At 61.0% G+C, this 14,925-nt stretch carries 15 protein-coding genes; 13 read left to right on the forward strand and 2 right to left on the reverse strand.

Going from position 1 to position 14,925, the window contains the following annotated elements:
• Positions 1-43: 43 nt before the first annotated feature.
• The 13 genes from AC0J41_RS11390 (at position 44) to AC0J41_RS11450 (ending at position 13,040) form a co-directional block, all read left to right on the forward strand.
• Positions 44-1,252, forward strand: coding sequence for a DSD1 family PLP-dependent enzyme (locus AC0J41_RS11390; protein WP_473015992.1), 1,209 nt, complete (start codon positions 44-46; stop codon positions 1,250-1,252).
• 177 nt (positions 1,253-1,429) lie between these two features.
• Complete coding sequence (locus tag AC0J41_RS11395) at positions 1,430-1,828, forward strand: hypothetical protein (RefSeq protein WP_473015598.1); 399 nt, start codon at positions 1,430-1,432, stop codon at positions 1,826-1,828.
• A 290-nt stretch (positions 1,829-2,118) separates the two neighbouring features.
• Positions 2,119-2,730, forward strand: coding sequence for a transposase (locus tag AC0J41_RS11400; RefSeq protein WP_473015599.1), 612 nt, complete (start codon positions 2,119-2,121; stop codon positions 2,728-2,730).
• Between the two features lie 73 nt (positions 2,731-2,803).
• Positions 2,804-4,402 (forward strand): ShlB/FhaC/HecB family hemolysin secretion/activation protein, encoded by a 1,599-nt coding sequence (locus AC0J41_RS11405; RefSeq protein WP_473015600.1) that lies wholly within the window; start codon positions 2,804-2,806, stop codon positions 4,400-4,402.
• A gap of 12 nt (positions 4,403-4,414) precedes the next feature.
• Positions 4,415-6,214: a DUF2341 domain-containing protein gene (locus AC0J41_RS11410; RefSeq protein ID WP_473015602.1), complete on the forward strand. Its 1,800-nt coding sequence runs from the start codon at positions 4,415-4,417 to the stop codon at positions 6,212-6,214.
• Between the two features lie 11 nt (positions 6,215-6,225).
• A complete protein-coding gene (locus AC0J41_RS11415; RefSeq protein WP_025110048.1) occupies positions 6,226-6,651 on the forward strand; it encodes an ExbD/TolR family protein in 426 nt (141 codons plus the stop codon).
• A 3-nt stretch (positions 6,652-6,654) separates the two neighbouring features.
• Positions 6,655-7,359, forward strand: a complete 705-nt coding sequence (locus AC0J41_RS11420; RefSeq protein WP_473015603.1) for an energy transducer TonB family protein — start codon at positions 6,655-6,657, stop codon at positions 7,357-7,359.
• Between the two features lie 54 nt (positions 7,360-7,413).
• Positions 7,414-9,111, forward strand: coding sequence for a putative porin (locus tag AC0J41_RS11425; protein WP_473015604.1), 1,698 nt, complete (start codon positions 7,414-7,416; stop codon positions 9,109-9,111).
• A gap of 18 nt (positions 9,112-9,129) precedes the next feature.
• Positions 9,130-9,759: a DNA repair protein gene (locus AC0J41_RS11430; RefSeq protein WP_473015605.1), complete on the forward strand. Its 630-nt coding sequence runs from the start codon at positions 9,130-9,132 to the stop codon at positions 9,757-9,759.
• Between the two features lie 30 nt (positions 9,760-9,789).
• A complete protein-coding gene (locus tag AC0J41_RS11435) occupies positions 9,790-10,260 on the forward strand; it encodes a YbjN domain-containing protein (protein ID WP_473015606.1) in 471 nt (156 codons plus the stop codon).
• The gene (locus tag AC0J41_RS11440; protein WP_473015607.1) at positions 10,257-11,204 is read left to right on the forward strand and encodes a peptidylprolyl isomerase; all 948 of its coding nucleotides are present in this window, start codon (positions 10,257-10,259) and stop codon (positions 11,202-11,204) included. The genes AC0J41_RS11435 and AC0J41_RS11440 overlap by 4 nt, the downstream gene beginning before the upstream one ends.
• A gap of 161 nt (positions 11,205-11,365) precedes the next feature.
• Complete coding sequence (locus AC0J41_RS11445; RefSeq protein ID WP_473015608.1) at positions 11,366-12,346, forward strand: LysR family transcriptional regulator; 981 nt, start codon at positions 11,366-11,368, stop codon at positions 12,344-12,346.
• A 175-nt stretch (positions 12,347-12,521) separates the two neighbouring features.
• A complete protein-coding gene (locus tag AC0J41_RS11450) occupies positions 12,522-13,040 on the forward strand; it encodes a GNAT family N-acetyltransferase (RefSeq protein ID WP_473015609.1) in 519 nt (172 codons plus the stop codon).
• 1 nt (position 13,041) lies between these two features.
• Here AC0J41_RS11450 and AC0J41_RS11455 read toward each other — a convergent pair whose 3' ends face one another.
• Both AC0J41_RS11455 and AC0J41_RS11460 read right to left on the reverse strand, forming a co-directional pair.
• A complete protein-coding gene (locus tag AC0J41_RS11455) occupies positions 13,042-13,734 on the reverse strand; it encodes an aspartate/glutamate racemase family protein (RefSeq protein ID WP_473015610.1) in 693 nt (230 codons plus the stop codon).
• 147 nt (positions 13,735-13,881) lie between these two features.
• Positions 13,882-14,850: a halovibrin HvnC gene (locus AC0J41_RS11460; protein ID WP_473015611.1), complete on the reverse strand. Its 969-nt coding sequence runs from the start codon at positions 14,848-14,850 to the stop codon at positions 13,882-13,884.
• Between the last annotated feature and the right edge of the window lie 75 nt (positions 14,851-14,925).

The following is a 14,925-nucleotide window of genomic DNA, read 5'->3' on the forward strand; positions in this document are numbered from 1 at the left end:
CACGCTGGGTGTCGGCGCTTTGCTGGTGGGTGTGGGGGCCTCGCTGCGACCGGGTGATCGTGGCGGGCCGTACAGCGAGTATTACCGCGCGCTGAATAAAGAGTTGAAGGACAACGGCCCGATGCGCCCGGTGTTGCTGATAGATCTGGATCGCCTGGACCACAACATCGACGTGGTGATGCAGTCGGTCAGACGCGGCGGCAAGCAACTGCGGCTGGTGGAAAAATCCCTGCCATCACCGGGCCTCTTGAACTACATCGCGCAACGGGCCGGAACGCAAAAACTCATGTCCTTTCACCAGCCGTTTCTCAATCACGATGCGGTCACATTTCCCCAGTCCGACATCCTGCTCGGCAAGCCGTTGCCGGTGCGTTCGGCCGAGCTGTTCTATCAAATCCACAAAGGCCCGTTCGATCCTTCCCGGCAACTGCAATGGCTGCTGGACGGGCCGGAACGCTTGCAGCAATACCTCGCATTGGCGCAGGGGCTGGGCACACGGATGCGCATCAACATCGAACTGGATGTCGGCTTGCATCGTGGCGGGGTCAGTGATGTGAAGGTGTTGGGGCAGATGCTCACGCTGATCAGTGCCAATGCGCAGCATCTGCAGTTCGCCGGGTTCATGGGCTACGACCCGTTCGTGGGCATGGGCGTGCCGGGGATTCTCGGCTCGCCTGAAGAGCTGTTCGCCAAGGTGATGGTGATTTATCAGCGCTACGTCGATTTCACCCGCCAGCAGTTTCCGGCGTTGTGGAATGACCACCTGTGCCTGAACACCGCTGGCAGTCCGAGCTACCGCATCCACGAAAACGAGACGCTGAGCACCGAGGTTTCGGTAGGCACGGCGATGCTCAAGCCGACGCACTACGATTTGCCGTCGCTGGTCGAACATGAGCCCGCGGTTTACATCGCCACGCCAGTATTGAAAAGCACCGGTGCGGTGAACATCCCGGCGCTCGACGATAAATCCAGGCTGTTCTCATGGTGGGACACCAACCAGCGCCAGACTTTCTTCATTTACGGCGGCAACTGGATGGCCGAGTTCGAATCGCCGCCCGGATTAAAAAGCAACAGTGTCTACGGCCGCAGTTCGAATCAGGAGATGGTCAATGGCTCCAGTGCTGTTGGCCTGACCATAGAAGACCAGGTCTTCCTGCGCCCGACTCAGACTGAAGCGGTGCTCCTGCAATTCGGTGATTTGCTGGCGGTGCGTGGCGGCAGGATCGTCGATAGCTGGTCTGTTTATTCCTGAGTTAAGGGTTGTTGATTGTTGTCGGATGGTGATTTTAGTGTTTTGTCTACTGTCAAGTTTGACAGTAGACACTCTTTTTCTCGCGGTTTATTACTAAAGCCTGACGACGTTCTTCTTTGTGAACTGGACGATCAGTCAGTCGACTTTTTTGAAACTTGATAAAGTGAGAAATTAATCATGAGCACGACAGGTACATTTGAAGTAGTAGCGGATTCTCCTTTTGGGGCGCTTAAACCCTCTGAAATTGAGTTGTCTCCTTCTGAGGGGGCCTACAAGGTGAGAGTGCGTGAGAAAATTGGCAACGCCGGAAGGGGGTGGACAAACATGGAGCTGACGTTTCCAAAATTCGATAAGTTCGCAGTGTTTGATGCCGACAAGTTGTCTTCAGTGAGATTTTCGAGTTTATCGGATTCTTACTTGGTGAATTATTTGCCGTTGTCGGGGAAGCTGACTGTTTGGTACGCAAGAGGTGGGGCAATTAACGGGGTGTTTACTTTTGAAATGGGGCAGAATGAAGAACAAGGTTATCCTCATAGAATAACGGTTACTGGATTGTTTTCTCTCATTAACGAATGATTGTTTTATTCGCGAAAAAGTATAAGGGCGAGGCAGGTTGGCTCGCGAATTGAGCTGATCACGCAAAAGATCAAAAGATCGCAGCCTTCGGCAACTCCTACAGAGATCAAGTATCCCTCTAGGAGTTGCCGAAGGCTGCGATCTTTTGCTTTTGGCTCCTCCCCTGTAATGAAGCTTTTATGACAAAAGTTCGGTAGCACATAGCCAGTCCGGTCATGCCTATGTAACGCGCTTGAGGGGCCCAACAGGGCGCTTTTCACAAGCCGAGGCGGGACGCCGGGAGTGAGGCAATGGGGACTATGGAACGCTACTCGAAAGTGGGCATGCAGGAGCTTGATCAGCGCCTGTCGAAGATCGTCGAAGCGGCGCGCAAGAAGCCGGTTTCGGTGTATCGCTACGGTGCGCCGTGGGTCTGGATCGTGTCGCAGGATGATTGGCAGAGCGCCTTGAAAGAGGTCTCCAGCTACATTCCGCCGGGCCATTCGCTGGTGTTGCTGCGCCCGCAGATCGACGACATGCTCGATGCCCACCAAGGCCTTCTGCACGACCTCAATGCCGAGCCCGGCATGCTGATCCCCGCGCAAACGGTCATGCACATCCTGCTCCTGCAGCTGCTGTATTCGGTGCCCAGCGAGCAGCAACTGTATGAACAGCTCAATTACAACCTGCTGTTCCGCTGGTTCGTCGGCCTCGGCCTGAACCAGAAAGTCTGGAGCTTCAACGTCCTCAGTCGCGACATCGCCACACTGCTCAATGAGCCCCGTGCGGTGCTGCTCATTCAAAAAATCATCGGCGAAGTGTTCTGCGGAGCCTTGCTGCAAATGCCCGAGTTCTCCTTGAACTTCGCGCTGCTGCACACCTGGCTCGGCAAGCACAGCGGTGCCTCGCACGTCAGCAATTAGCCGCACCAGCCATTGACGCAACACACAAGGCGCGCAGCTGCGCCAACAGGACATCGCGAATTCAGGGGGTAGTGTGGATCAGATTTTCACGTCACGGCTGGCGCTGTGGGGCTGGCTGCTGGTGACGGCCGGCGCTCATCCGGCGTTCGCCGACGAGGCTGCCGAAAACGCCGCGCCGCAGCGCCTGGTGGACGTCAACGAATACTTCGTGCGCGGCAACACCGTGCTCGACGCCCGAGCGATTGAAGAGGCGGTGTACCCGTTTCTCGGCCCGCAAAAGGGTATGAGCGATATTGAAGGCGCCCGTGATGCGTTGCAGAAGGCCTACCAGGAGCGCGGCTACCAATCGGTGTTCGTCGAACTGCCGGAGCAAGCGGTGGCGGATGGCATCGTCTACCTGCAAGTCAGCGAAACCAAGGTTGGCCGGGTGCGTGTGGTCGGCGCCAAACACTATTCGCCGCTGGACATTCGCGACAACGTCCCGGCGCTGAAGGAAGGCGAGGTGCCGGACTTCGCCAAGGTCCAGGGCGAGCTGGCGCAACTGAACAAGACCCCGGGCCGTCAGGTCATGCCGCTGGTGCGTGAAGGTCAGCGCCCCGGCACCATGGACGTGGATTTGCAGGTCGAAGACCAGAAACCGTGGATTGCCAGTGTCGGCCTCAACAACGACTACAGCGCCGACACCGAAAAACTGCGCGCCGTGACCAGCCTTGGCTACAACAACCTCTGGCAGCTTGGTCACAGCATCAACCTGACGTACTTCACCGCGCCGCAGGACACCGACAACGCCAAGGTCTGGTCGGGGTCCTACACCGCGCCACTGACCGATCGCTGGAGCGTGCAGTTTTCTGGTTACCAGTCCGACAGTAACGTCGCCACCATCGGCGGCAGCAACGTGTTGGGCAAGGGCCATTCCTACGGCGTGTCGGCGATCTACACGCTGCCGTCCAGCGGCAGTTGGTCGAACTCGCTGTCGGCGGGCATCGACTTCAAGAACTTCGACGAGCGCCTGACCCTGTCCGGCGAGAGCGACAAGGTGCCGCTCAAATACGCGCCGTTCACCTTCGCTTACAACGGCTTTCGCTACACCGAAAAGAGCCAGCTGGGCCTCGGTCTGAGTCTGGTGGCGGCCACGCGCAGCCTTTTCGGCTACGGCAGCTCCGACGAAGATTTCGATTACAAACGCTACCGCGCCAAGCCGAGTTTCGCCGTGCTCAAAGGCGACAGCAACTTCACCTGGACCTTCGACAACGATTGGCAGAGCGCGAGCAAAGGCGCGTTCCAGTTGGCGTCGGGGCCACTGGTTTCCAACGAACAATTCTCCGCCGGCGGCGCGACCTCGGTGCGCGGCTACCTGGCGGCTGAACGCACCGCTGATGACGGCGTGCTGCTGAGCCAGGAACTGCGCACGCCGTCGCTGGCCAAGTACGCCGGCAGCTGGATGCAGGAATGGCGTTTCTACGCCTTTGCCGAAGGCGCGCAACTGTATCTGCGCGACGAACTGCCGGACCAGGACGCCAGTTACGCCTTGGCCAGCGTCGGCCTGGGCACCCGCGCCAGCCTCAGCAAATGGCTGTCCGGCAGCCTCGACTGGGGCTATCCGCTACTCGAAGGGCCGAACACCTCGAAACAGGAATCGCGCCTGCACTTCAACCTTCAAGCCACTTTCTAAAGGAGCACGTTCATGCAGCGCCTCATTCTTTCGTTGTTGATCTGCCTGGGCTTCGTGCTCCCGGCCACGGCTCAGGCCTGGTGGCAGGACGACTGGCACTACCGCAAACAGATTGCCGTCGATACCACGCCGCAGGGCGCCGGGATCAATCAGGCGCTGGGCCGCACCGCGCTGCTGGTGCGCCTGCACACTGGCAACTTCACGTTTGATGGCGTGAAAGAAGACGGCTCGGATCTGCGCTTCGTCGCCGCCGATGACAAGACCGTGCTCAACCATCAGATCGAAAGCTTCGATGCGCTGATGGGCATGGCGCTGATCTGGGTCGACGTGCCGAATGTCGAGGGCGGCCAGCGCCAGGACATCTGGATGTACTACGGCAACCAGAAAGCGCCGGCCACCGGCAACGGCCAACTGACATTCGATCCGAATTACACCGCGCTTTATCACTTCGAGGGCGCCACTGGCACCCCGGCGAAAGACACCACTGCTTACGGCAACACCGCGCAGAGCGCGACCGGCGCCGCGATTGACGGCGTAGTAGGGCGCGCCTTGCAGTTCAGCGGTCAGCCATTGCTGCTGCCGGCCAGTCCGTCGCTGCAGCACAACGCCGGCAGCGCGTTCACCTTCAGTGCCTGGCTGCGACTGGATCAGGCCAATGGCGAGCAATTGATCCTGGCCCGCCGCGAAGGCACCAACAGCCTGCTGGTCGGTGTGAATCAGGGCGTGCCGTTCGTGGAGATCGACGGCCAGCGCGCCGTCGCCACTCAACCGCTGAATCCTGGCCAATGGCAGCACGTCACGGTGACCGCCGAAGGCTCGAAAGTGACGCTCTACCTCAACGGTCGTGAAGGTGCGGCACTGGCCCAGGCCATGCCGGCGTTCAATTCGGTCATGGCCATTGGCGCCGATCTGCACGAAGGGCCTTACCAACCGTTCGTGGGCGCCATCGACGAACTGCGCCTGTCGAAAGTCGCTCGCCCGGCGCCGCTGTTGCTGGCTGACGCGAGCTCGCAAGGCGCCGAGTCGAAACTGGTGGCCTATGGCGTCGACGAGGAACAGTCCGGTTTCGGTTTCGGCAGCCTCGGTTTTCTGCTCAACGCGGTGCCGGTAGACGCCTGGGTGATTATCGCCGTGCTGGTGCTGATGATTTTCCAGTCGTGGATCATCATGCTGCGCAAGAACCGCACTCTGAGCCGCGTCACGGCGGCCAACGAAGACTTCCGCGTACAGTTCGCCAAGGTCGGCACACGCCTGGAAATGTTCGCCGACGACGCGCAACTGGCCCAGCGCCTGCAGCATTCGCCGCTGTGGCGCCTGTACTCGGTGGCGGTCAAGGAGATCCGCACCCGTCGCGAGCAGGGCGCCGATACCTCCTCGGTGTCTGCCGCAACCATCGAAGCCATCCGCTGCTCGATGGACGGCGTGCGTACCCGCGAGAACCAGGCGCTCAGCTCGAAACTCTCAACCCTGTCCAACGCCATCGCCGGCGGCCCGTACATCGGCCTGCTCGGGACCGTGCTGGGGATCATGGTGGTGTTCCTCGGCACCGCAATGGCCGGCGACGTCAACATCAACGCCATCGCCCCGGGCATGGCCGCTGCGTTGCTCGCCACCGCCATGGGCCTGTTCGTCGCGATCCCGGCGCTGTTTGGCTACAACCGCCTGATCACCCGTAACAAGGAGGTCAGCGCCGACATGCGCGTGTTCGTCGATGAGTTCATCACCCGTCTGGCAGAGTTACATGGCGAGAGCCAGATCAGTGAGGCGTCGCACCCGCGCGGCCATCACGCCAACCACTCCGTACCGGCCTGAGGAGCACTGACATGGCGTCTGTAAATGCCTCCCACGACGATGACGAAGATGCAGCGGTCGACAGCATCAACATCACCCCGCTGGTCGACGTGCTGATGGTGGTGTTGGTGATGTTCATCCTTACTGCCACCGCGCAGGTTTCGGGGATTCAGATCAACCTGCCCAAGGCCAGTGCTGCGGTTTCACTGTCGGAAGCCAAGACCAAGGCGATTTCGGTCAATGACGGCGGCCAGGTGTTCCTCGATGCCTATCCGGTGACGCTCGCCGAGCTGGAAGAACGCCTGCGCATCGAGAAAGCGCAGAACCCGGACTTCCCGGTGATCGTGCGCGGCGACGCCACGGTGCAGTACCAGAAGGTCATCGAAGTGCTGGATCTGCTGCGCCGGCTCGAACTGTCCCAGGTCGGTCTGGTGACCGGCAAACCGAGTCAGGGCTGAGTCATGACCGCACAAATCCCGATCGAGCCGTTACCGGTTAAAACGCCTGCGCTACGTTATGCGAAGTGGGGCGTGGGGCTGGTCATCGGTGCGCTCGCCGCTTGGTTCCTTTGGCAGTGGGCCAACGACATGAGCGGCATCCGCCGTGAAGCACCGAAGGTGCCGACGATCATTCCGTTGCCACCACCACCGCCGCCGCCCCCGGAGAAACCGCCGGAGCCGGAAACTCCAGTGGAAGAGAAAATCGTCGAGCCCGAGCCGACGCCCGAGCCGCAAGAGGTCAAGCCCGAAGAGCAAGCACCGCCATCGCCTGCCGACGATCTGGCCAACCCGATGCAAATGGACGGCGATGCCCAGAGCGGCAGCGACGCGTTCAACATCGGTGCGGGCAAGGGCGGCGGCATGGCCGGTGCCGGGGGCGGGCGGCTGGGCACCGGCACCTACAGCCAGTTCCTCGCGTTCACGTTTCAGAAGCTGCTGCGCGAGAACCCGGACCTGCGCAACCTCGCGTTTTCGCTGCAGGCCGATGTGTGGCTGAGCAGCGTCGGCGAGATCACCCGCGTCGAGCTGATCAAGTCCAGTGGCAACCCCGAAATCGACACACAGGTGCTGGCGGCGCTGCGCAATGCGCCGCACCTGAGCGAACGGCCACCGGCCTCCATGACTTTGCCCGTGCGCCTGTCCCTGCAAGGGCGGCGTCCGGGTTAACCGAACCTATTTATTGCCAAGCATTCAAGCTTTGCCAAAAGGAGTTGTGTGCAGATGATTTCCAATGTGAATCGATTGTCCCTGGCGATCGGCATGGTCATCGCGACCCTGGTCGGTCAGGCCGCGGCAGCGCCCGCGCCTTCGGAGAACGCCACGATCAATCTGATCCGCTTGCTGGTCGAGCAGGGCATTTTGAAACAGGACAAGGCCGACGCGCTGATCGCCCAGGCACAGAACGAAGCCGTCCAGGCCAAACAGGCGGCAGCCTCCACAGCGGTGGCAGCAGGCCCGGTGGCCGCACCGGGCGATGTGCGCGTGCAGTACGTGCCGGCCGCCGTGCGCGATCAGATCCGCGATCAGGTCAAGGCCGAAGTCATGGCCACCGCCAAGCAGGAAAACTGGGCCGCGCCCAACACCTTCCCGGAGTGGACCTCACGCATCAGCTTCGATGGCGACATCCGTCTGCGTGACGAATCGCGCTACTACTCGGACAGTAACAGCAACGAGATCGTCGACTTTGCCAAGCTCAACAACAACGGCCCGTACGATGTGAATCCAAACAGCAGCACCAATCTGCCGCCGTTGCTCAACACCCGCGAAGACCGCACCAATCAGTTTCGCATTCGCGCACGTCTGGGCATGAAGGCCGAGATCGCGCCGCAATGGACCGCCGGCATTCGCCTTGGCACTGGCTCCGACAACAACCCGGTGTCGACCACCCAGAGCCTGGGCGGCGGTTTCGCCAAGAAAGACATCTGGCTCGATCAGGGTTACCTGAACTGGAAGCCGACGGATGAGTTGACGGTGACCGGTGGCCGCTTTGCCAACCCGTTCATGTCCACCGACATGCTGTACTCCAACGACCTCAATTTCGACGGCGTGGCAGCGATTTTCGACCACAAACTTAACCGCGACTGGGGCGTGTTCGGCACCGTCGGCGCGTTCCCGGTGGACTACACCAACGACACCAGCACCAGCAACGGCTTCGACAAGGAAGAAAGCGACAACAAGTGGCTGTACGGCGCGCAGATCGGCGCCAAGTGGGCGATCAACAGCAACAACCGTCTCAAGGGGGCCTTGGCCTACTACCGTTTCGACGACATTCAGGGCCAGCGCTCCAGCCCTTGCGCACCGTGGGCCGGCGCCCCTGGCTGCGACACCGACGGCTCACGGGTGGCATTCATGCAGAAGGGCAACAGCGTGTTCCTGCTGCGTGACATCACGCCAAACCCGGCCAACCCTACGACCACACCGCAACCGCAATTCGTCGGTCTGGCGTCGGAGTTCAACCTGCTTGACCTGAATCTGGTGTGGGACGCCGATCTGCCGCAGGACTTCAAGTTGCGTAGCCAGGGCAACTACATCCACAACCTCGGTTACGACGAGGGCGACATGCGCAAGCGCTCCGAGGGGCAGATCGTCAACAACCTCAACAGCAGCGGCGACATCGAAAGCGGCGCCAATGCGTGGATGGTGCAGTTCACCCTCGGCAACGCGCTGGACCTGAAACGACAGGGCGACTGGAATCTGTTCGCCGGCTACAAGTACATCCAGCCGGACGCCTTGCCTGACGGCTTCAACGATTCGTCGTTCCACCTCGGCGGCACCAACGCCAAGGGCTATTTCCTCGGTGGCAACTACGGTCTGGCGAAGAACGTCTATGCCACCGGCCGCTGGATGAGCACCGAGACGGTGTACGGCGCGCCGTTTGATATCGACGTCTTGCAGCTTGAGATCAACACGCGCTTCTAAGGCGCCGGGAGTACGGTCATGCACGCACGAGTTTTACTGTTGGGGCTGAGTTTTTTCATCGCTCAAGGGGCCAATGCCGAAGGCATGGAGGAGCGTCTGCGCACCCAGTTGCGCAGCACCACCCAGCAATTGCAGGCCCTGCAAAGCCAGCAGGCCCAGGCCAGCGCCGCGCAACTGGCGGCGCAGAACGAGGCCAAGGCCGCGCAGGCGCAGATCAAGCAATTGACCGCCGAGCTGGCCAAGGCCAAAGGCGTTGCCGAGCAGTTGGCCGACCAGCAGCAGAACCTGCACAGCCAGGCCCAGGCGCAAGTCGCGGCGAGTAACGAGCAGGTCGGCAAGTTCAAGAAGGCCTACGACGAGTTGTTGGTCATGGCCCGTGCCAAAGAGGCAGAACGGTCTAAGCTTCAGGCGCAATTGGCTGAACGTGACACACAAGTGCAGCAATGTTCAGTCAAGAATCAGCAGATGTACGGCGTCGCCAAGCAGATCCTCACCGCCTACGAAAACATCGATGTGGCCGAGGTGATGAAGATCCGCCAGCCCTTTGCGGGCAGCGCCCGGGTCAAGTTCGATGAACTGGCTCAGGGGTTCGGTGACGAGCTTTACAAGACTCAATTCGACGCGCCGCAAGCCGCGCTCGCACACTGATTTAAAAGACTGATAAACAAGGAAGAAACAATGACTCAATTGATCACTCACGTATCGCCACAATCCCTGACTGAAGTCCTGCAGGCCGCCGGTTATCGCGTCAACCAGACCGAACAGAACGGCATCGTGCAATTGCTCAGTGCCAGCCAGGGCATCGGTTATGCCGTGCGTTTCGGCAACCCGGCGGTTGAGCAGGGCAGCTACGTCGATTTCACCTTCAGTTGCGCGCTGCGGGTGCAAGGAGAGTTGCCACAGGGTGTGGCCGAACAGTGGAACGCCAGCCGCCGGTTTGCGCGGTTGTCGTTGCAGGGTGAGTTTCTGGTGATGGAAATGGACGTGGTGGTCGCTGCTGGCGTGAGCAACGACCACCTGCGTGGCAACCTCGAATTGTGGGATCGCCTGTTGCAGGAGTTCATCGTCTATCTGCGTGATTTCAGCCAGGCCGCGCAAACTTCGACGGCCAAAGTCGCCGTTGCCGAGCAAGAGGAAGTCGCGCTGTGAAAAAGCCTGCCATGGTGATCGGCGCCGGGGCAGTGGCGCTGTTGGTGGTAGCCGTGGCGCTGGTGCTGCGACCGGGTACAGACCCGGTCGCCGCGCAGCAATCGTCGCCTTTGGCGGCGGTTGCAGCCGGGCCGGCAGTGGCGCGGTTGGGCAATCAGCAGGTGACGCCGCAGGAATTGCAGGCGTTGCTGGCGACCGTCCCGCCAACGACTCGCGAGCAACTGCGCGGTAACCGTGAGGCGCTGGAGCGCTGGCTGCGCACGCGTCTGGCGGAGAAAGCCGTGCTCGAACAGGCCGACGCCCAGGGCTGGGCGCAGCGTCCGGACGTGGTGCGGCAAACCCGGGCGGCGACCGAGCAAATTGTCTTCCGTGATTACCTGCGCTCGGTCAGCGAAGTGCCGGCGGACTACCCGAGTGCGGCCGAGCTGCAGCAGGCCTACGACGCCGGCAAGGCTGAATGGCAAACCCCGGCGTTGTATCGGGTGAGCCAGATTTTTCTCGCCGTGAATGACCCGCAGAACCTCGAAGCAGTGCGCAAACAGGCGACGGAGCTGAGCAAAAAGGCTCAGGCCACGCCCGGGGATTTTGCTGCGCTGGCGAGCCAGTATTCGCAGGACCGGCTGACCGCCGAGCGCGGCGGCGACACCGGGTTGCAACCGTTGCAGCAGTTGGTGCCGCAGGTACGTGGCGCGGTGGCGCGGCTCAAGGTCGGCGCGGTGTCCGAGCCGCTGCAGAGCGCCGCCGGATTCCACGTGATCAAACTCACCGAACAGCAACCGGCGCGCACCGCGACCCTCGACGAATTGCGTGACCAACTGACTCAGGCCTTGCGTGCCCAGCGTCAGGAGCAGATCGCCCAGGCGTATCTGGACGGCATGCTCAACACGGCGACGCTGAGTATCGACGGGGCTGAGCTGAACAAGGTCCTGGAAGAGAAACGCTGATCGTGATTCACCGCAGAACCCGGGTGGGAGCGGGCTTGCTCGCGAAAGCGGTGTGGCATTCAACGGACACGCTGGCAGGCATGGCCCCTTCGCGAGCAAGCCCGCTCCCACAGTAGAACCGTGGTGTTTTTCAAAATACAAAGATCGACAGGGAGTCATCGATGTCATTCACCGAACCCGCAGGACGACAGGGTAGCCCCGATTATCGCTGGGCACAGGGCGAGCGCGAGCCTTGGCTGGCGCAAGCTGCGACCATCGATGCCGACGTCGCGCAATATTTTCTGGTCAGCGCTCGCTGTGGCTGCTTCATGCAGGCGGCGCGCAGCCTCAACGTGCGTTCGACCTTGCTGCGCAAGCAACTGGCGCAGCTTGAACAAGAACTGCAGCACTCGCTGTTCAGCTTTCAGGGCAGTGCCCTGAGCCTGACCCGCGAGGGCCTGCAACTTCAGGCGCAACTGGTGGCGCTGGCTCACGAGCGCAAACTGCCGGTGGTCGAGCAGCCGCTGGTGCGTCTGGCCGTCGCCGAGTCAATCCTGCATGACATCCTCGGTCGCGACCTGATCGCGCTGTTGCGCCGCAACGCCAGCGTGCGCCTGGAAATCATTGCGCTGGACAGCGAACTGGCACTGCGCGCGGTCAGCGCTGATGTGGTGCTGTGGCTGGCCCACGGTGAAACCCCCAATCCCGGCCCGACCTTCGCCACCAGTCAGCCACAGGCACTGGCGCGGCTGGATTACCTGCCGCACATCGCCAAACGTTATTCGCGCGTCACCGCGCGCCCGGCCAGTGCCGACGACCTGAGCGATTTCATGCTGGTGCAATGGCAACACGACCGGCAGATCGACAGCTTCCGGCCGTGGAATGAGCTGGTCGAACAGCGCCTGGCCGGCGTGGTGCAGATGCAGTCCTATGAGCTGATGCTGGAAATGATCCGCTGCAGTGCCTGCATCGGTTTGCTGCCGGCGTACATGAGCCGCTTCGATCGCGGGCTGATTGCGCTGCCGGGGCTGTTTGACGAGCCGATGCAGTTGCAGGCATGGCTGGCGGTCAACGTTGAATCGCGAGACGTCGCCGAAGTGCAGACCCTGGTCGAACTGATCCAGCGCACCTTCAACGAACGCCACGAATGGTTCCAGAGCTGAACACATAACCCCTGTGGGAGCGGGCTTGCTCGCGAATGCGGTGTTTCATTCAACGGTAAGGTGTCTGACACGGCCCCTTCGCGAGCAAGCCCGCTCCCACAGTCTGGGACCTCGCCAAATAGATGACCGGCAGTTTAGAGTGTCTGGCCACACATCGATCCAGGAAGGATCCGCCATGCCCGACTACAACCCCGCCATCACCCTCGAACGCTTCAACGAATCGCACCTGGAGTCTGTCACCGCGCTGTACAACGATCCGGCCGTGACCCGCCAGGTGTTGCAGATGCCGTTTCAATCCACTGAGATCTGGCGTCAGCGGTTGCTGGCGGAGAACGAGCGGATGCTCAAACTAGTGGCGCTGCATCAGGGCGCGGTGGTCGGTCATCTCGGGCTGGAAAACTATTCGCGGATTCGCCGTGCGCACGCCGGCAGTGTCGGCATGGCGGTCGCTGTGGCGTGGCAGGGCAAGGGTGTCGGTTCGAAACTGCTGGCGGCGGCGCTGGACGTCGCCGACAACTGGATGAATTTGCACCGGGTCGAACTCTCGGTCTACGCCGACAATGAGGCGGCCATCGGTCTGTACCGCAAGTTCGGTTTCGAGAACGAAGGCCTGTTCCGTGACTACGCCGTGCGCGACGGGCAATGGGTCGACACCCTGAGCATGGCCCGCCTGCGCACGCGCGGCCAAGTCTGACTCAGTCGTCCAGGGCGAACGCTACCGCCGACTGCGCATGCAGCTCGGTGGTGTCGAGCAGGGGCAGGGCGCTGTGCTGGGGTTTGACCAGCAGGCCGATTTCCGTGCAGCCGAGGATGATCGCCTGGGCGCCGCGCGCGGTCAGTGATTCGATCACCCGTTGATAGATCTTGCGCGACTCGTCACTGATCACCCCGACGCACAACTCGTCGTAGATGATCCGGTGCACCTCCTTTCGCTCGGCGTCATCCGGCACCAGCACCGTCAACCCCTTGGCAATCAGACGCTGCTTGAGAAACGTCTGCTCCATGGTGAACGCGGTGCCGAGCAAACCGACCGTGTGCGCATCGATGTCCAGCGCCGCCTGCGCTGCCGGTTCGGCGATGTGCAGGAACGGGATGCTGATCGCCGCCTGAATTTGTTCCGCCACCTTGTGCATGGTGTTGGTACACAGCACCACGCATTGCGCGCCGCCGGCCTCCAGCCTGCGCGCGGCATCCACCAGAATCGCCGCCGCATCGTCCCAGCGCCCGGCATGCTGGGCCTGTTCGACCGGGCCGAAGTCGACGCTGTGCATCAGCAGTTGCGCCGAACGCAGCGGGCCGAGGCGATCGCGGACCTGTTGATTGATGAGGCGATAATATTCGGCGCTGGACTCCCAGCTCATGCCGCCGATCAGGCCGATGGTGCGCATTGAAATTCCTCTGGCTTGGACCTGGAACGAACAACCAGGTCTGCACAGAGTGTCCATTTGTTCATCGAAGGACGCCAGCGCAAATCAGCTGTACCGCCAATCCTTCTGCCAGGTGTAACGGTGCCGTTTGCCATAAACCGCCGCTGTTCATTGGGTAACCACTTGATCCGCTGGCGCGAACGTAAAGCTCGCCGATCCCCCGTTACTGGCAGAGGGTGTCAACCGAATGATGGGCACGAGAATTTTCGGATTGGTCGAGTTGTAGAAGTCGCGCTGGTTGTATTGCGCGTCCGCCAGGCCGGCGTTGGCGCCTCCGTAAACATAGAAAAACGCCATGATGGGAAATCGGTTGGGAGGAAAACTCGAAGCACATGATTTTGCCGGGTCGGAGGAGACCGGATCGCACCAGGTTTTTATCAGCAACTCATTGTGTTCATTGTAGCCAGTGACATTCGCAAACGCCCTGGCGCGCACGGATTGATAGAACGCCGGGCCCGCCAGATGATTGCGCTCGTCGCTGACGTCAAAGCCACATTGGCGCTGGTTCGGGTTGCCTCCCGCTATCGTCCAGACCGCGTACCATTGCTCTGCGGTGGTGACACCGGCGTTCTGGCAGAGCTGACTTTGCACCGGATAGCTCGGGTGGGCAGCGCACACGGCGTCAGTCCGCCGTGTCCAGGTCCAGGCATCGTAGGGATAGGCACACAGATAATCGAGGTCGAGCTTGTCTTGGGGGGACTCAAAGATCGGATAAACAATGTAGCCGTTGCCATTGCCCCAGGCGAGTCGGCCGAAGTCGGCATCCTGGCGCAGGTAGGAAAATGACACGCCTCCACTGGTCACAGATGTCGGGCTTGGGTCCCAAACCTTGTATTTGTTGGAGGGATCCTTGACTGTCACCCTCAGGGTCACACCGGAGCACAGGAACGCTGGTTGGGAGTCGCTCTTGTTGCAGTTGGGAAATTTTCGCCCGTAAAGCGTATTGAGCTGAGTGGCGATGGCCGGGCCGTTGAGCACCTCAACACCACTGACGCCGATGGCCACCGGCGGTTGGGTGGAGGTCTGCGTGCAACCCATCAGTAATGCAATAAAAAGCGCTGCGGCGATTGTTCTCATGATCAAACCCTTGCCTGAAATGGGGATTGCGTTTGTCAGTTGAAAAACTTGGTCAAGCGTTACGGCACAGGTTCG

This window comes from Pseudomonas sp. Arb-4-2C, from assembly GCF_055755015.1.